At 55.4% G+C, this 15529-nt stretch carries 20 protein-coding genes, 1 tRNA gene and 2 pseudogenes; 14 read left to right on the top strand and 9 right to left on the bottom strand.

The annotated features are described in order from the left end of the window. Positions 1-5 precede the first annotated feature (5 nt). The 4 genes from HJD22_RS07515 to HJD22_RS07500 all read right to left on the bottom strand — a co-directional run bounded on the left by HJD22_RS07515 (position 6) and on the right by HJD22_RS07500 (position 2379). A complete protein-coding gene (locus HJD22_RS07515; RefSeq protein WP_208656017.1) occupies positions 6-932 on the bottom strand; it encodes a Kiwa anti-phage protein KwaB-like domain-containing protein in 927 nt (308 codons plus the stop codon). After that, positions 922-1521 carry a hypothetical protein gene (locus HJD22_RS07510; protein ID WP_208656016.1) on the bottom strand — a complete coding sequence of 200 codons (600 nt, stop codon included), beginning with the start codon at positions 1519-1521 and terminating at the stop codon, positions 922-924. The genes HJD22_RS07515 and HJD22_RS07510 overlap by 11 nt, the downstream gene beginning before the upstream one ends. A 111-nt stretch (positions 1522-1632) precedes the next feature. Beyond that, on the bottom strand, positions 1633-1977 hold the full coding sequence (locus HJD22_RS07505; protein WP_208656015.1) for a hypothetical protein: 345 nt from the start codon (positions 1975-1977) through the stop codon (positions 1633-1635). Positions 1978-2094: 117 nt separating this feature from the next. Beyond that, on the bottom strand, positions 2095-2379 hold the full coding sequence (locus HJD22_RS07500) for a transcriptional regulator (protein ID WP_208656014.1): 285 nt from the start codon (positions 2377-2379) through the stop codon (positions 2095-2097). 118 nt (positions 2380-2497) lie between these two features. On the opposite strand from HJD22_RS07500, the gene HJD22_RS07495 reads away from it, so the two are divergent. From HJD22_RS07495 to HJD22_RS07440, 12 genes are all read left to right on the top strand, one after another. Next, positions 2498-2704, top strand: coding sequence for a DNA-binding protein (locus tag HJD22_RS07495; protein WP_208656013.1), 207 nt, complete (start codon positions 2498-2500; stop codon positions 2702-2704). Then, positions 2701-2970 (top strand): hypothetical protein, encoded by a 270-nt coding sequence (locus tag HJD22_RS07490; RefSeq protein ID WP_208656012.1) that lies wholly within the window; start codon positions 2701-2703, stop codon positions 2968-2970. Before HJD22_RS07495 ends, HJD22_RS07490 begins: the two co-directional genes overlap by 4 nt. Positions 2971-3116: 146 nt before the next feature. Continuing rightward, the gene (locus HJD22_RS07485; protein ID WP_208656011.1) at positions 3117-3323 is read left to right on the top strand and encodes a hypothetical protein; all 207 of its coding nucleotides are present in this window, start codon (positions 3117-3119) and stop codon (positions 3321-3323) included. 2 nt (positions 3324-3325) lie between these two features. Then, positions 3326-3712 (top strand): hypothetical protein, encoded by a 387-nt coding sequence (locus HJD22_RS07480; RefSeq protein ID WP_208656010.1) that lies wholly within the window; start codon positions 3326-3328, stop codon positions 3710-3712. After that, positions 3709-4053, top strand: coding sequence for a hypothetical protein (locus HJD22_RS07475; protein ID WP_208656009.1), 345 nt, complete (start codon positions 3709-3711; stop codon positions 4051-4053). Before HJD22_RS07480 ends, HJD22_RS07475 begins: the two co-directional genes overlap by 4 nt. Next, positions 4053-4268, top strand: coding sequence for a hypothetical protein (locus HJD22_RS07470; protein ID WP_208656008.1), 216 nt, complete (start codon positions 4053-4055; stop codon positions 4266-4268). The genes HJD22_RS07475 and HJD22_RS07470 overlap by 1 nt, the downstream gene beginning before the upstream one ends. Before the next feature lie 5 nt (positions 4269-4273). Further along, entirely contained in the window at positions 4274-4486 is a 213-nt protein-coding gene (locus HJD22_RS07465) for a major capsid protein (protein WP_208656007.1), read from the top strand. A gap of 76 nt (positions 4487-4562) precedes the next feature. Next, complete coding sequence (locus HJD22_RS07460) at positions 4563-5867, top strand: virulence factor TspB C-terminal domain-related protein (RefSeq protein WP_208656006.1); 1305 nt, start codon at positions 4563-4565, stop codon at positions 5865-5867. Positions 5868-5877: 10 nt separating this feature from the next. After that, the gene (locus tag HJD22_RS07455; RefSeq protein WP_208656005.1) at positions 5878-6168 is read left to right on the top strand and encodes a hypothetical protein; all 291 of its coding nucleotides are present in this window, start codon (positions 5878-5880) and stop codon (positions 6166-6168) included. A 2-nt stretch (positions 6169-6170) separates the two neighbouring features. Continuing rightward, a complete protein-coding gene (locus HJD22_RS07450; protein WP_208656004.1) occupies positions 6171-7016 on the top strand; it encodes a zonular occludens toxin domain-containing protein in 846 nt (281 codons plus the stop codon). 171 nt (positions 7017-7187) lie between these two features. Further along, on the top strand, positions 7188-8483 hold the full coding sequence (locus HJD22_RS07445; RefSeq protein WP_208656003.1) for a hypothetical protein: 1296 nt from the start codon (positions 7188-7190) through the stop codon (positions 8481-8483). Then, positions 8483-9487: a tyrosine-type recombinase/integrase gene (locus HJD22_RS07440; RefSeq protein WP_208656002.1), complete on the top strand. Its 1005-nt coding sequence runs from the start codon at positions 8483-8485 to the stop codon at positions 9485-9487. Before HJD22_RS07445 ends, HJD22_RS07440 begins: the two co-directional genes overlap by 1 nt. A gap of 62 nt (positions 9488-9549) precedes the next feature. Here the strand turns inward: HJD22_RS07440 and HJD22_RS07435 are convergent. From HJD22_RS07435 to HJD22_RS07420, 5 genes and pseudogenes are all read right to left on the bottom strand, one after another. After that, positions 9550-9636: transfer RNA gene (locus tag HJD22_RS07435), tRNA-Leu, on the bottom strand. A gap of 71 nt (positions 9637-9707) precedes the next feature. After that, complete coding sequence (locus HJD22_RS07430) at positions 9708-10880, bottom strand: M20 aminoacylase family protein (protein WP_208656001.1); 1173 nt, start codon at positions 10878-10880, stop codon at positions 9708-9710. A 708-nt stretch (positions 10881-11588) separates the two neighbouring features. Beyond that, a pseudogene (locus HJD22_RS17785) lies at positions 11589-11746 on the bottom strand (transposase); the annotation flags it as partial. Between the two features lie 486 nt (positions 11747-12232). Continuing rightward, complete coding sequence (locus HJD22_RS18075; RefSeq protein ID WP_367947665.1) at positions 12233-12496, bottom strand: hypothetical protein; 264 nt, start codon at positions 12494-12496, stop codon at positions 12233-12235. Between the two features lie 47 nt (positions 12497-12543). Beyond that, positions 12544-13161 (bottom strand): annotated as a pseudogene (locus HJD22_RS07420) (IS3 family transposase); the annotation flags it as partial. Between the two features lie 587 nt (positions 13162-13748). Here HJD22_RS07420 and HJD22_RS07410 point away from each other — a divergent pair. After that, the gene (locus HJD22_RS07410) at positions 13749-14444 is read left to right on the top strand and encodes a cyclase family protein (protein ID WP_208654924.1); all 696 of its coding nucleotides are present in this window, start codon (positions 13749-13751) and stop codon (positions 14442-14444) included. A gap of 31 nt (positions 14445-14475) precedes the next feature. After that, positions 14476-15525: a TRAP transporter substrate-binding protein gene (locus HJD22_RS07405; protein WP_208654925.1), complete on the top strand. Its 1050-nt coding sequence runs from the start codon at positions 14476-14478 to the stop codon at positions 15523-15525. The last annotated feature ends 4 nt before the right edge of the window (positions 15526-15529 follow it).

Genomic DNA, 15529 nt, shown 5'->3' with positions numbered 1-15529 from the left:
TTATATTAAACATCTGTTGTTTCTTGTACATCGTAGGCTTTATCGCCGTAATGCGATATCAAACGATGATCCAAAAGGGCTTGAAATATATCTCTGCAGGCTTCTTTAGAAACAACAATTTTGCCATCATCGCTTACTTTTATTTGAAATTTTAAGCGTTCTAAATTATCTATTAAGCTTTGAATAAATAACGGGTCACGATAATAACCCTTTTCTTGTATAACCGCAGCTCGTCTAAGGTGAATCTTGTTATTTCCTACATATTCTTCTATTAGCGCCAAATCGTCAAAAAGAGATACAAACTCTTTGTCGGCGCAAAGAGCATCAAAATTTTTTATATGAGCTTTCTTATAATTAAGTATGGTTTCGCATCTGTTTTTATCGAGAGCGAAAATGCTATCTCCGAACACTAAAACATCAAAATTTTTACTCATGTAAAATGAGTTGTCTTGTTCGATCTCTAATTCTTCCCCATTGAAATTAACATTAAATAAAGTTTTTCTTTTAATTCCTTTCCAGCTCGAGGACGTCTGCTTAAGCCCATAAACCGTTTGACCATTTTTGACATATACAACAACATAGAATTTTGCGTTTTGTATGTCCTTAACCTTCATTATCCTTTTTTTATCATGCTTTTCACGACATGCATCTAATATTAATCCAACATGAGTTTCTTCGTAGCTTATATACAAAGCAGAAGTCTCATGATTTTGAGCCAGGGTTTGAAATTCTTTAATTTCTTCGACCTTGTCTATTTCATCGCGCACAACTTCAATTAGATTTTCGTCTAATTCCTCACCGGTCTCTACCCATCTTCCGGTATATCTCGGTAAATTTTTATTCTTAACATCCGCTCCCGATTTAAATATCCATAAGCTTACAACTGAACCTTCGAAATCGAATTCCTTCAATTGTTTAAAATTATCCACCATGTTCCCTCCGCGCGATCATTACATCTTGTATTTTATTGTGCCTAACATATTCCACAGGTGCTAGATCGGAGTTAGAAAGCATAACTCCTGTTTTAACTGCACCTTCCTCATATACAGTATAAGAAACCTCATATAACCTCCATCCAAAAACCGTCATCATAGGATTAAGAATTGCTCTTCCAGACTTGTAGGTTATCCAAAAAATCCATACCAAGAAAAAGCCATACCCAATCAAATCTTGCCCATTAGAATAATCAATTGTTATAAAAGCAACAATATAAGGCAACACGTAATTCATAAGATCTACAGGCACATGCTTAACCTCCAAAACCTTGACTTCGTTCTTACACCGTATAGATTTTAGTAAGAATAAAGACAAAGCTAAGCATGTTAAGCAGAAGCAAACAACACCTAAGCTTGAAATAGGATTATCAAAAGGCAAATAGCAGCTAACTTCTTTTCTGTAAAACTGCCAACAAACAGGATCATTTATCGCCTCTTGATCAAAGTCTTTAATAAGCAAAATCACACTCAGCGGAAGGTAAGATCCGCAGAATATTAAAAATGCAGAGGCTGTTTTTAATTGCATAAGCAGCCTAGACTAATCTCTGCATAAAGCATACAGGAATGATAATTTCTATTTCTATTATATCACCCACTCCCTTACTCCTCCCTTATCCCCCGGGCAACCTCGGTTTTATCAAGAAAGGCTTATCAAGTAAGCCAAAAAATTATAAGCCAAATCATGGTTTATACTAAAAATAATTATCATACCAATGAGAGCCGTAAGAAATCCTAATAAAAAGAAAACAGCAGGAGTGAGTCTTATCAGCCTGATTGGCACATCGCCAGGCCAGCCATCTATATTATATTTTTTAACATTCCGACTAGGGAAGCGAAAGCACTTTTTTATATTCCGCCTCCCAGATGTAGGAACATTCATATCTTCAATCGTGCTATTAGGATTATTCTTTCTACTGGTTTTCCTTTTAGCTTCACGCCGATCTCTATTTTCCCAGTAGTAATCTCTATCTTGGATCCCCATTACGCCCCCTAATTCTTCTTGGTTAGTAGAAAGTCGTCAGGGGCGTTCCCTACGCACCCAATTTATTATTCTCGTTATCCCCACCGGCTCGATACCAATTATCCACAATCCGTTTCGCTAATCGGTAGCCGTTCCCGTTTTCTTAAACGCTTTCCGTGCCTTTTCTATTTCCGGGCTCACCTGGCCCGCTTCTTCGCTTACCTGGTCGGTCATTAGCCAAAGTGTGTATTTAGGCCACTGCTTGCAAATCGCCTCAAGCAAATCCCCTTTAGGTACTCGCCCTGTCTGCTCAATTCCTTCAAGTGTTTTCTTAGCAATACCAATCACTTGAGAAAACTCAGCACGACCTGAGGTTTCAGCTTCGCGAATCTCCCGGATTTTTCTCGCTAGCTCGCTTGACATGCACTTAACTCTGAGTACACTTCGATCAAAGGTGGCCTCTGTTATGAGTACACCCACCAAAAACTTGATAATACTAATCGGAGCCTACCACAGGCCAACACAGTGCAGGGAATGACAAATGGAAACGAGCAACGCGCCCCAGGTCCCGGCCACCGTGCCCACCATGACCATCGAACGCTTCTCGCAGCTTTCCGGCCTCGATGAAGGCGTGATCTACGGCCATATCCGCCGTGGCTACCTGCCCACCATCAAGATCGGTCGCTACCGCCTCATCAACGTCGCCCTGCTCAACGCGCAGTGCCTGCAAGCGGAGGACTGGTCATGATCACCTTCCGCACCGTCACCGACTCCCTGGGCACCGCCCGCTTCTTCCAGGTCGAAGGCCGCGAAGCCGGCTACATCTATCAAAGCCGGATCGACGGCACCTACACCGTCTACTTCGCCGACATGGCCGACGCCCCGCGTGGCGTCTCCCTGGAGCGCTCCATCGTTCCCGGCAGTCACGGCGTCTTCGTGCCCGGTATCGCCTCCCTGGAAGCCGCGTTGGCCCTCGTCCGGCGTGCCTACACCGCCCACGCCACCAGCGCCTAAACCGCCGTTTACCCCCGTAGCGTCCCCAAGCCTTCGGCCCGTGACGCCGTTCGTGTCGCCCTTCCCTTCTTGTCCACAACGACCGAACGGGCCGCTTTTTTCCACAACGCTACTTATCCCCAACCCCTCAACGAGAGGAACACCCAATGACCACAGGCAAGAAACAGCCCATTCGCGTGTTCCTGGAACAGGACACGCACAGTCGGTACCTGATCCAGGCAGGTACCCACGGCCTCACCCCCTCCGCCCTGGGGGAACGGCTGCTCCAGGCCGGGCTGGCACGCCTCGAGGCCGGCGACACCAGCGCCCTCGAAGCCACCAACGACGCCCGCTCCCAGGGCTCGGAGCGCTAAACGTGTTCATGCCTGCCCGTCACCCGTCGCCCATCGGTCGCACGGCTCCCCGAGTCGGCGACAGTGTCCCGGTCAAGGGCGAGGGTGCTCGCGCAGCGAGCGCCCTTGACCGGGGCGCTGGCGTCGGCTGCCGTGCGAGCCGACCGATGGGCCAGGGTACGGCGCAGGCACACGCCTGCCCGGAGCCCCGAGCCTTGAGGGAGCGGGCAAGCCGTTGCCTCCAAGGCCGCGAGTACGGCAAGGCCGCGCTGCTCTACGCCCTGGCCGAATATCACCACCGGGTGACCGAAGGCCTGTCACCCCTTACCACTGAGCTCGCTGTTCTCGCTCGCCACTGCGAAGCACAAGCAGCCAGAACCCAAGCCAACGAAGGAAGGACCACATCATGATCAACACCATTCAAGCCCGCGTGATCGGTGCCATGCGTTACTCCATGGACGGCGGCATCAAAGGCGCCAAGATTACCCTCATGAACGAAGCCGACCCCAGCAACGACAACCGGGTCGGTCATGACGTCATGACGATGTCAGCCCCGTACGAAATTCTCGACCAGCTGCGCCCCCACGCCGCGCACCTGCCCTGCAACCTCGAGATTGACGCTGAAATGCGCGTCTCGGGCGGCAAGATGACCATGCACGCCATCGCCGTGCGCAAGCCCTCCGCCATTGCCACCCCAACCGCTGCGGCCACCAGCAATGCCAGCAGCAACAGCAAGGCAGCGGCCAACTAATGCACGTTCAAGTCTGCCTCGATTGGGATGACGCCCTGGACACCTGTGCCGGTGCGCTCCAGTGGGTCGAGGCAACGGATTTAGCCAATGCTGCCGCTGAGCCTTGGCTAGATGTTCCCGGCGCGATCCTGATCGCCGGGGCAATCGGTACCGTCTGGGCCACCGCCTGGGCACTACGCGCAGTCGCGCAACAACTCCACTCGTTCATGAGGTAACAACCATGCGTCTCATCAAGCAAGCCAAGAAAGCCATCGTCGTCGCTCCCGCTGCCTTCCTCGCCTCCGGTGCTGTCATGGCCCAGGAAGTGGATACCGCCGGCCTTGTCTCCACCATCGAAGGAGCCATGGGCCCGGTCGGTGCCGTAGGTCTCGCCGTACTCGGTGTGCTGGCCGCCATCATGGTGTTCAGCCTGATCCGTCGCGTGATGCGCTGATCGCCACGATCGGACACCACCCCGGCCCCTTCGGGGGCCGTTTTTCGTTCAGCCACTCACACCAGGACACGAGGCCATGATCAATGCTCGAACTCTCCCCCGGTATGTTGGTGCTATTGGCCTTGCTGCCTGCCTTCTGGCTCCTGTTCAAGCACTAGCGCAAGGCGCACCTGATTACCCGCCCTATTACTCTGCCAATAGCCGCGCTTCGATTGCCGCCCTTTCCGGTATGAATGCTTCAAAGCAGTCGGGTACTGCGATGGTGACAACAAACTATCGTGCGGTGCATACCAATTTACCGGGCGCGGTTACACGTTACACCTCTGGTTCGGTCGCTGTTCCTGCTGCAACATATCGTAATGCTGCATTATCAGCGCTTCGGCGTGGTGTTATGCATCCGGGTCTACAGGTTGCTGTTTTGGCCGCAGGTTATTTGTTATCAGAATCGGGCGAGGTTGTTAAGATTGATGAGACGGCGCCTACTGCTATTACCAATGTTCCTGTTTATGATGTTGGGCAAGGCGGTTCGGGGTCTCTTTATATTAGTCCTCCTTACGGAGAATATTGCAGTTATTCTAGGTCAGAAACATCAAATGCTGTGCATTGCCAAAACTTTGCACACACTGCGAGCTTAACGCGAACGTATACACAGTCGGGTTATTTGTGGACTGGATATGCTTTTTGGCGATGTAATGATCCTGTTTATTCAATCCCCGCTGCTGTTAAAACGTCTTCTGGATCATATCAGACCAGGTGCTATCGTAATTTGCCAGATTTTGTTCCTATTGATCCTAGTATTGCGCCTACTTTGCCTGTTACATCCGAATCTGATTTTGAAAAAATAGATGAACATCTACCGCCTGAAATAGCAGAGCAGCTATTTGATATGGGCATTGATGTTCCCGACTGGCGCGAACAAATCAGTGTTATCCCATTTGCCGATAAGCTGTCGTCTTCTTCGGGTTCCTCTCCTGGTAAGAACGTATCGCCAGAAGTGGCAAAAGAGGTATTGAAGCAAAACGAAAATCTTTACCAGCAATTAACCGGGCGACCTATCTCGCATCCTGATACTGAAACGGATGCTAAAGAAGCCCAGGATGAAATGCTGGATAGCTGGACTGGCCCTATTCAACCGTTTCCTGATACCGAACCCCAATGGCAAGTCGAAACCATCGAGTCGCTGCCCGACTACTCCATGGGCCTTGGCTCCGGTGTTTGCCCTGCGCCGACTGTGATCAACCTCCCCTTTCCCATGAGCGGCAGTGTCACCCTTGAATGGCGCCCGTTCTGCGATCTCGCCGGGATGATTCGCGGTGCCGTGATCGCGCTCTCCATGATCCTGTCCCTATACATCGTCCTGGGCAATCGCTCGGCTGCATGAGGATATCGCCATGCCTGCAATTCTCGTCACCATTCTGACTGGCTTCTCGACCTTCCTGGTCGGCTCACTGATCGCCCGCGTTGCCTCCCTGGTCGTCTTCACGACCATTGGCGCGGTGCTGATTACCGGCATCCTCAATCAAGCCAGAACCTACCTGGGCTCGGTCGGGGAAGCTCTCTGGTTCATCCAGCTCGCAGGGTTCGATATTGGCCTTTCCTCCCTCGGCTCGGCGTTGCTGCTACGGGCCACGATGAACGCCTGGAGCATGAGCCCCGGCGCTGCGATCACCGGGGGGCGCTGAGCATGGCCATTCATCTCATTTCGGGCGTCCCTGGAGCGGGTAAGACCCTGCGCGCCGTTTACACCATGATCAACCTGCTACGCAGTGAGGAAGGTGCCGACCGCCCGTTTTTCGGCAACGTTAACGGCCTGCGCAATCAAGCGCCCATCCCCGATCAGTGGATGGACTGCCCGGATGGCTCGCTAATCCTCATCGACGAATGCCAGCAGCGTTGGCGGCGCTACCGCAACACCGGGGAGCCACCCGCCGAAATCGCCGCGCTTGAAACCCACCGTCATCGCGGTGTCGATTTCATCCTGACCTGTCAGAACCCCTCACAGCTCACCAGCGACGTACGCGCCCTGGTCGATACCCATGAGCACCTGATGCGCAAGGGCAAGCTCAACGGGGCCATCGTGTGGCGCTGGGAAGGCAACTGCCACACCAACCCCGCGTCACACGCTAAAGACGCCGATTGCGAAACGACAATCTGGCGTTACCCCAAATGGGTCTTTGAGCAATACACCTCGGCCAGCATGCACACCGGCAAGAAGCGCCTGCCGCGTATTCTCGTCATCGCCCCGGTGGTGCTGGTCGGTGCGATTGCCTCGATCACCTTTGCTGTCGCCCAGGTCTCGGGCTATTTCGGCAAGGGTGACGACACAAGCGCGCCCCTGGTCGAGCAAGGCACCACCACACCACCCGAACCTATCGCCCCGCCCACGGTTACCGCCTATGGCGGCGCCGTCTTCGGGGATAACTGCCGTCTCTACGATCAGTCCGGTCGGCCGCTACTCGTCTCGCAGCCCATGTGCAGGGAAGCGCTGGATATGGGACTGCCCTACGACGTGCAGGTGCTCGACCTATGACAGCACGGAATCACACCGCTCAAGTGCGCGTCGCGGGAGAGGACGCTTGCGCCCGCATCCCCGCGACGCGCGCGCCGAGCGAGGCGAGACCCTCCCTGTAGCACGTCTCGCAGACTAACGAGAAAACCGGCGGTAGCTGGTCAGTAAACGCCTATAAGGGGTATTAGAAAAATGAAGCGTTGGGAACGCTATTCAATGCAATCCTTGGCACGCGGTGAGCGAGACGCCCGCGGCCCGATTTTCATCAGTGCCAAGGGACAACGGGAGCTGCACGGTATCCGCCTGCTCAATGCCGGCGTCGACACGGTACGCCAGCTCTATATCGGCATGCCGTGCATGTCACTCTTTGACCAGATCATCGAGACCTATAACCAAGGCAAGGGCGCGACCATCGCGCTATTCGACACCACCTGGATCGTCGCCCCCGGCTCGTCCAGCTCCGGCTTTCGCTATCGCCTGCAGAACAATGACCTCGGCGTCATCGTCCTGTTCTACGCCCGGCACCAGAAGGTCGACACCCTGGGCACGCACCTCAAGATCGAGCTATCGCCCCACTTCATCCAGGAGCGCAGTCCCAAGCAGTGCCAGGAGTACCTCGACACCATCGCCAAGCACCTACTCGCCAACATCGAACCCGCTGGCTGTGCCGTTCACCTCGCCCTGGACGTGCAGGGCTGGTCACCGCCCAGCGATTTCATGGAGCGCTTCGTTACCCGCTCCAAGCGCGTAGTACGCATGAACGCCATTGACTCATTGGAGATCACCTCCGGCGAAGTCGCCGCCCAATACGGCTATGGCCAAAGCTACCTGTTCGGCACCGCCGGTGCGCTCCAATGTGCCATTTACAATAAGACCCGCGAAGCTCACCGCCGCGATAAGCTCCACTTCTGGCAAGGTATCTGGCAACAAGCCTCCGGCGATGAACCCTTTACCAGCGCCTACGATCCCGAGCAAGACGTGTGGCGTATCGAAATGCGCTTCCATCAATCCGTGCTGCGTGAGTTCGCCCAGGGCATCCCCTGCAACGTCGACACTGGCGAAGTCATCGACACCAGCCACGGCTTCCATAGCTTCATCGACACCATTCCCCACCTCACCGGCCTATGGCGGACTGCGCTGCAAACCTACCGTCTGGATACCTGCCGCAACCTCATCGACCCCGCCTGGCAACTGCTCCAGGATGACGCCCGTTTCTATGCCCATGAACCGCACTGCCTCTACAAGCGCGCCCGCAAGGCCCCTGGCCTAGGAAACGAAAAAAACGTCTGCCTTGCCTTCGGCAACCTGGTGTCGATCTATGCCCGCCAGGGGTTTCGCACCCATGAAGCCATCCGCTACCTGCAACGCTCCGGCATGTGGGACGACCTCGCCGAATACTACCGACGCCGAGGTGTCGACTCAGCAGGATTCCGCCAACTCGTCGAACAAAAACTCGTCGAGCGACGACTGATAGGGAAGGCCGCGTGATGGCGATCAAGAAGGTCAAAACCGGCTGGCAGGTAGATATGTGGCCTCAAGGTCGAGAAGGTAAACGGCTACGGAAAACCTTTCGCACCCAGGCCGAGGCAAGACGCTTTCACGATTACGTGCGCGGACAAGCCGCGATGGGCGAGCCTTATCAAGCCAAGAAACGTGACCCTCGTCGTCTCTCCGACCTCATCGAGCAGTGGTATCAATTTCACGGCAACGGACTCAAAGACGGCGTTCGTCGCCACTCTCAGTTAAAAACGCTTGCCGAGAAAATGGGCAATCCCATCGCCCGTACTATCACACCGATCGATGCCGCAAAACTAAGGCAATCTCGACTTGAGGCAGGCGTTACACCAAATACGGCAAACCATGATCAGGCGCACCTGCGCGCAGTTTTCAACAAGCTCATACGGCTAGGTGAGTGGGAAGGTGCGAACCCATTTGCCAAGATCCAGCCTCTGCGACTCGACGAAAAGGAGCTTTCCTACCTTACAGAGGAACAGATACACACCCTGTTCAAAGTACTGGAACGCTCACGTAATCCCGATGTGCTATTGATCACCCGTCTATGCCTCGCCACTGGAGCCAGATGGAGCGAAGCTCAAACCCTACGGGCTGAAATGCTACGCAATGGCAGAGTCACCTATACCGGCACCAAGAACGGCCGAAACCGTACTATCCCTCTCGATAAGGCACTCTACAAAGCCCTGACTACTCACGGCCCCAGGATCGGCAGGGTCTTTCGTACCGCCGCCTACAACCCATTTTCCGAGGCCATCATAGAAGCCGGTATCACCCTACCAAAAGGCCAGCGCACACACGTTTTGCGACACACCTTTGCCAGCCACTTCATGATGAACGGGGGTGATCTGCTTACACTGCAGAAGATCCTGGGCCATAGAACCATCACGATGACAATGCGCTATGCACATCTATCGCCCGATCATCTGGCAGACGCGATCAAATACGCACCGAAAATACCGAGCGTAGACAAGATGTAGACACTTGAGAAAAAAAGAAGATGGGAGATGAACGAGGAATGAAGCTAACTAGTTGATTGGAATGGTGCCGGTGGTCGGACTCGAACCGACACACTGTTTCCAGCGGCGGATTTTGAATCCGCTGCGTCTACCAATTCCGCCACACCGGCAACGCAGCGCATTATACGGGCCTCGCCGCCTGCGTCAATCACGGCGCGCGGCGGCAAGGCCTTTTCCGGACTTAGAGCGCCTCGGGTGAGAGGCGCCGCTCGATCAGTCGTGAAAACAGGCTGGCACCGATCGGCAGGATGTCGTCGCCAAGCACGAAGGCCGGATTGTGTACTGGCACATTACCGCTGTGGCCCACCCAGCAGTAGGCACCGGGCACCACCTTGAGCATGTCGGCGAAATCTTCGCTGCCCATCAGCGGCGTATTATCCGTAGAGACGTTCGTTTCACCGACCACCTCACGGGCCGCATCGGCGAGTATCTCCGTCTGCAGGGCGGCGTTTTCGAGTACGCTGAAAACATCGCGTATCTCGATCTCGATCTCGACGCCATAGCTTGCAGCGATCCCAGCCACGATCTCACGCATGCGCTCGCGCGTCAGCTCCCGCGCCTCGTCGGAGAAGGCCCTGACGGTTCCGGCAAGTGTCGCGGCCTGGGGAATGACGTTGTAGGCCGAACCGGAGTGCACCTGGGTGATCGACAACACGACGGGATCGTGGGGATTGATGTTGCGGCTGACGATGCTCTGCAGCGCCTGGATCAATGCACCTGCCACCACTACCGGATCGCGCGAGAAGTGCGGCATCGCGCCGTGGCTGCCGCGTCCGGTCACACTGATATCGAAGAAGTCGGCACCGGCCATGGCACTTCCCGGGCACAAGGCGATCTCCCCAGGAGCATGCTGCGGGGAATTGTGCAGCCCATAGATCTCATCGCAGGGAAAGCGCTCGAAGAGACCTTCGGCAATCATTCGTCGGGCACCGCCAAGCCCCTCCTCCGCCGGCTGGAAGATCAAGATCACGCTGCCGGCAAAGTTACGGGTCTCGGCGAGATAGCGCGCGGTGCCAAGCAACATGGTGGTATGACCGTCGTGACCACAGCCGTGGAAGCGTCCAGCGATCAGCGAGCTGTAGGGCAGTCCGCTCGCCTCCTCCATGGGCAAGGCGTCCATGTCGGCACGCAGCCCGATCCGCTTGCCCTGGCCATGGCGGCCGTAAATCAGCCCCACCACGCCGGTGGTGGCGATACCGGCATGAACCTCATCGACGCCATACTCCTCGAGCAAGCGAGCGACGATCGAGGCAGTGCGCTGCTCCTCGAACCCGATCTCGGGATGCGCATGCAAGTCATGGCGAATGGCGCGCAGCTTATCGCCATACTCTTCTATGCGGGCAATCGTGGTCATCGTGTTCTCCATGTGAAAGGACGGATTCGCCGTTGTCAGTTCGCCTCGACACAGCTCATCGGCAACGCCACCGGCGCCCCGGCTATGAAATCCCAGCCACGCCCCGGGGCCGCCTCCATCAGTCGCCGCTGGCGAAATACAACCAATTGGAAAACTCTAATCAGCAGTGCAACTAAAAGCGGGAGCTTTACACCCGCCGTAGGTGACGTCATAGCTTCCATCGGGCAACGGAGTGCCCAGCACGGAAGACGTGCGAGGGAATGCTCAGAACTAGGAAGCTTGGGCAGGATGACTAGGGTTGGTTTGATAGGGAAGCGACGATGAGAGGCCCGGCCCATGCGGTCGGGTTTTTACGTACGGTAGCCAGCGCAGTCAAGCGTGAGAAGATAATCCGCTAGTTTTCTTGCATGCATTAGCTAAATTAGCTTATGACAATATAGATTCGGTTTGGTATGATAATTTTGTGGTAGGGTGCCGATCAATCTGTACCTGATGGACCTCCTGAAGTGGGCATCTCACCAAATGGCCCGAACCTTGAGCTGGGTCGCGAAACTACTAAACCTCTCGTGTAGCTTAATAAATCGCTGGTATCGGGACGAAACGACTCTTCAGGCTGAGTGAGGTCGTCCTCGTGGGCCCTGCTGCGCTAACCTATGCACTGATCTGCTTGCCTGCCGACGACCAGTCATTGAAGCGCTTATAGACTTAAGTTCCGGCACCCGAAGTCGCGGGGAAGTTCCAACCATGGGCTTCCCACGCGCATCCTTAAGAGGTTGTCTTCAAACGTCGTTCGCAGAGCGGGCTTGCGGAAAATGGCTTGCTGAAGCAACATTTTCCAGCTTCGACCAGAGCTCGTCACTGTATATCAATCGGGGCGTTGCAGATTCGCAGGGTTGTCGGTATAGGAACCTTAATTCAGCGGATTTGTCTTTTCCTGCAAAATCTCTGCCCCGAAACGTCAATAGTCCTAGCGCTAGTTGACATTATATCAGGGGCCCAGGCAATCATTTGTTCTGACCAGCGGCTGGGCATCCAGCGTATCCACATGCATGGCGCATAGCCCGAGGCCTTGCTGAGTGATAACAGTGTAGTTGGGGCCAGTGCCGGAGCTCCACCAAGGCCCAAATCCTCGGGTTCGACGATGAATTGTTGGCTCGAGGCACGGCCCGAAGTGTAGGAGATGCCACACTCGGTGACGTCAGATAGCGAAATATGAATATGGCCGAAGAGCAGGTGTTGCACTCCGGCGGGATGGGAGTGCAGCGCTTCCAGCAGAGGCTCCGGACTATGGAAGCCGATGTGCCGAAAATGGGCGAATCCGGCATTGAAGGGCGGGTGGTGGACAAAGACCACTACTGGTATTTCCGGCGCCTTGGCCAGTTCGGTGGCCAGCCAGTCGAGGCGCTCTGCGCAATATTTGCCACCGATGGTTGCTGGTTCGTAGCTGTCGAGAAGAGCAACCGCAGCTTGCCGTCCAATGGGGTGAGCGAGGACTGCACGAAGCCGCGCGAATCGATCGGTGCGTCCGGGAACACGCGGTGGAAGCAGGTCCGATCATCGTGGTTGCCCAAAAGCAAGCGCAATTCGCAGGGCAGTGGCGCCAGTGTATCTCGCAGCAGCCGGTAAGCCTCCTCGTCGCCATCGTTGGCCAGGTCGCCAGTGACGACGACGAGGGGGCATACGCCACGGGCGGCAAATAGCCCAGCGAGCTGTGCGGTCTGACATGGTTGTAGTGGGTTTCCATTGACCGATTTCATGTCCTGCATCGGCAAGGCTCAGAAACCAGTGCTGATTGAGACAGCTGTCCCGGAACTTGCCGTTGAAGCTCTCGATGAACTCATTCTGCGTCGGCTTGCCTGGCTGGATGAAAGCCAGCGCCATCTTCCGCTCACGTACCCAGAAGAACATCGCCTTGCTGGTCAGCTCCGGCCCGTTATCACAGACAATCGAAGCCGGCAGGGAACGTTGCTGCGCAATCTCATCCAGGAACCGGGCCAAGCGACGTCCGGGAATGGACGTGTCTACCCACTGGCCGACACACTCTCGGCTGAAGTCATCCACGATGTTCAGCACACGAAACCGACGCCCTGAGGCCGGCTGGTCCGAAACGAAATCCATCGATCAGCGCTGGTTGGACCTCTCCGGTAGCGATATCGGCATCCCGCTTGCGCCGGCGGGTGCTGACCTGAAGCCTATTTTCACAGTACAGCCGGTAGGTACGCTTGCGATTGATCACCAGGCCCTCCTGACGCAACAGCGTGTGTAGCAGCAAATAGCCGTAGTGGGATAGCAGGTCGCCAAGGCTTGTATCTTTTGCCTTGAGCACGAGAAGTTGCTCGACCTTCAATACCTCCACGCCGCTTTAGTTGGATTTCCAGCGGTAGAGGACCTGTTCAGCAATCATTCTGATGGGCCAGTTCGGTAACCGATACGCCGCGCTCCGTGACCTACAGGAAGGTAAAGGTCTGCTATCGAATTATCGGTTGCGCTTCATCCCGAGATCCCCTCAGGAAGTAGTGGGTAACACACATTGGCGGTGACCCAGTCTCTGGGGTGAGGTCACTTTCGCTACGCTGACATTCGCTGTCTGCTAATCAAGTCTTCAATCGACTATCAGCCACGCGGAGATCGCTGATTGTTCCGGTTAAGCGCTCATAGAGCTGCATCATAAAGATGCATTAACTGCTTTATATGCTTTATTTTGGTGATTTCTATCTGTCAGATTGTATGCAATTCGTTTGTAGGTTTTTTTTAAAATCTTGGACTTTAAATTAATTATTTAATAAATCATTGTAATTAAAGATATTTTTAATTTATGGATCAGTTATTGCATTTTGTATAGAAATTTGAATTTTTAAGGGAGGCTTCATGCCAACCATCATCGACCTCACTCTGCCTTTGTCTGATGGCCTGCCCGCGTTGGGTCGGCTGGCGCGGCCCGTGATCATTCCTCATACCACCCACGAAGCCTCCAAGAAATTCAAGCAAGGCACCCCGGACGATCTGCTCACCTTTAGCACTTGCTACATGGGGATGCTCGACCATACCGGCACCCATGTGGATGCGCTTTTTCATAACAATCCGGAGGGCGCCACCATCGACGAGATGCCCATCGAGATGTTCATGGGTAAGGCGGTATGCCTGGACCTGCGCCACGTGGGTGACCGCGGCGATATCACCCGTGAGGAACTGGAGGCTGCCGAGCAGGCCGCCGGCATGCGAGTGGATGGTCATATCGTGCTGATGTGCACCGGCCTGAACGCCCGCCACTGGCCCAATGACAGCATCTGCGTCAACAACGCCCAGGTGACGGCGGATGCTACCCGCTGGCTGTATGAGCGCGGCTCCATGGTCCACGGCGTGGAGGGCCCCTCCACGGATCGCGTCGACGAGAACCTTTTCGAGAACCACCGCGTGTGCCGCGACTTGGGCATGGTGCATTACGAATGGCTGTGGAACCTGGAGGCGCTGCTCGGCAAGGGCGAGTTCACCTTCCAGGGCATTCCGCTGCGCATCGAGGGCGGTACCGGCTCGCCGGTACGGGCGCTGGCCTTCGTCGACTGACACATACATTGATAACAACAGGAGAATTCCCATGACTCGACACACCCTGACCAAGGTCGCTGGCGTCACTCTGGCGGCGCTGGCAGCGGCTCCGCTGGCCGCGGAGGAAGTGCGCCTCAACGCCATCGGCATCGTGTCCACTCACCAGCACCACACTGCGCTGGAGCGGGAGTTCTATGACACGCTGGGAGAGCAGACCGGGCTCGACGTCACGGTCAACTTCAACCCGCTGGACGTGGTAGGCGTGAATATGCAGGACACCCTGCGCATGGTGCGCACCGGCAGTTTCGACGTGGTGGAGACCACTATTGGCGCCGCCTCACGGGACGACCCTTTCCTGGAAGGGTTGGACTTGATTGGCGTCTCGCCGGATATCGAAACCCTGGGGGAGGTGGTAGACGCCTACCGCGAGGTATTCGCCGAGCGGGCTGCCGAACGCTTCAACGCCCGGGTGATGACGCTATTCCCCTTCGGCCCGCAGGTCTTCTACTGCTCCGGCGAACTGGATGGACTCGCCGATCTGGCCGGCAAGCGGGTGCGCACCTTCACCCCCAGCATGTCGGCGCTGCTGGAGTATCTCGATGCCACGCCGGTCACGCTGCAGTTCGCCGAGGTCTACCCGGCCTTACAGCGCGGCGTGGCGGAGTGCGGCGTCACCTCGCCCACTTCGGGCAATACCGGCAACTGGCCGGAGGTGACCGACTCCCTTTACACCCTCGGGGTGAGCTGGTCGGTGCAGGCGCACATGATGAACCTAGACTCCTGGAACGCGCTCTCGCCGGAGGCCCAGGAAGCGCTAGACACCGCTTATACCGACCTGGAGGAACAGTACTGGGATATGGCCCGTACCCTGACCCAGGATGCGGTGAACTGCTCCACCGGCGACGAGGCCTGCGAGCACTACAATCGTTTCGACATGACCTTGGTCGAGCCCAGCGAGGAGGACGTCGCGCTGCTCAACGAGGCGGTGTCGGAAGTGATCCTGCCCACTTGGGCCGAGACCTGTAATGCAAATTACGCCGAGTGTTCCAGCCTATGGAACAGCACCGTAGGCCAGGCTCGCGGCCTGAGAATCGAGTAACGGT

The organism is Halomonas sp. TA22 (assembly GCF_013009075.1).
In the GTDB taxonomy this organism is placed as follows: Bacteria; Pseudomonadota; Gammaproteobacteria; order Pseudomonadales; family Halomonadaceae; genus TA22.
This window is presented reverse-complemented; position numbering and strand designations above follow the sequence as displayed.

What these genes read in the sequence shown, in the direction of transcription:
- HJD22_RS07515 (WP_208656017.1), bottom strand. Translation starts at nt 932, where the DNA reads ATGGTGGATAATTTTAAACAATTGAAGGAATTCGATTTCGAAGGTTCA.
- HJD22_RS07510 (WP_208656016.1), bottom strand. Translation starts at nt 1,521, where the DNA reads ATGCAATTAAAAACAGCCTCTGCATTTTTAATATTCTGCGGATCTTAC.
- HJD22_RS07505 (WP_208656015.1), bottom strand. Translation starts at nt 1,977, where the DNA reads ATGGGGATCCAAGATAGAGATTACTACTGGGAAAATAGAGATCGGCGT.
- HJD22_RS07500 (WP_208656014.1), bottom strand. Translation starts at nt 2,379, where the DNA reads ATGTCAAGCGAGCTAGCGAGAAAAATCCGGGAGATTCGCGAAGCTGAA.
- HJD22_RS07495 (WP_208656013.1), top strand. Translation starts at nt 2,498, where the DNA reads ATGGAAACGAGCAACGCGCCCCAGGTCCCGGCCACCGTGCCCACCATG.
- HJD22_RS07490 (WP_208656012.1), top strand. Translation starts at nt 2,701, where the DNA reads ATGATCACCTTCCGCACCGTCACCGACTCCCTGGGCACCGCCCGCTTC.
- HJD22_RS07485 (WP_208656011.1), top strand. Translation starts at nt 3,117, where the DNA reads ATGACCACAGGCAAGAAACAGCCCATTCGCGTGTTCCTGGAACAGGAC.
- HJD22_RS07475 (WP_208656009.1), top strand. Translation starts at nt 3,709, where the DNA reads ATGATCAACACCATTCAAGCCCGCGTGATCGGTGCCATGCGTTACTCC.
- HJD22_RS07470 (WP_208656008.1), top strand. Translation starts at nt 4,053, where the DNA reads ATGCACGTTCAAGTCTGCCTCGATTGGGATGACGCCCTGGACACCTGT.
- HJD22_RS07465 (WP_208656007.1), top strand. Translation starts at nt 4,274, where the DNA reads ATGCGTCTCATCAAGCAAGCCAAGAAAGCCATCGTCGTCGCTCCCGCT.
- HJD22_RS07460 (WP_208656006.1), top strand. Translation starts at nt 4,563, where the DNA reads ATGATCAATGCTCGAACTCTCCCCCGGTATGTTGGTGCTATTGGCCTT.
- HJD22_RS07455 (WP_208656005.1), top strand. Translation starts at nt 5,878, where the DNA reads ATGCCTGCAATTCTCGTCACCATTCTGACTGGCTTCTCGACCTTCCTG.
- HJD22_RS07450 (WP_208656004.1), top strand. Translation starts at nt 6,171, where the DNA reads ATGGCCATTCATCTCATTTCGGGCGTCCCTGGAGCGGGTAAGACCCTG.
- HJD22_RS07445 (WP_208656003.1), top strand. Translation starts at nt 7,188, where the DNA reads ATGAAGCGTTGGGAACGCTATTCAATGCAATCCTTGGCACGCGGTGAG.
- HJD22_RS07440 (WP_208656002.1), top strand. Translation starts at nt 8,483, where the DNA reads ATGGCGATCAAGAAGGTCAAAACCGGCTGGCAGGTAGATATGTGGCCT.
- HJD22_RS07430 (WP_208656001.1), bottom strand. Translation starts at nt 10,880, where the DNA reads ATGACCACGATTGCCCGCATAGAAGAGTATGGCGATAAGCTGCGCGCC.
- HJD22_RS07410 (WP_208654924.1), top strand. Translation starts at nt 13,749, where the DNA reads ATGCCAACCATCATCGACCTCACTCTGCCTTTGTCTGATGGCCTGCCC.
- HJD22_RS07405 (WP_208654925.1), top strand. Translation starts at nt 14,476, where the DNA reads ATGACTCGACACACCCTGACCAAGGTCGCTGGCGTCACTCTGGCGGCG.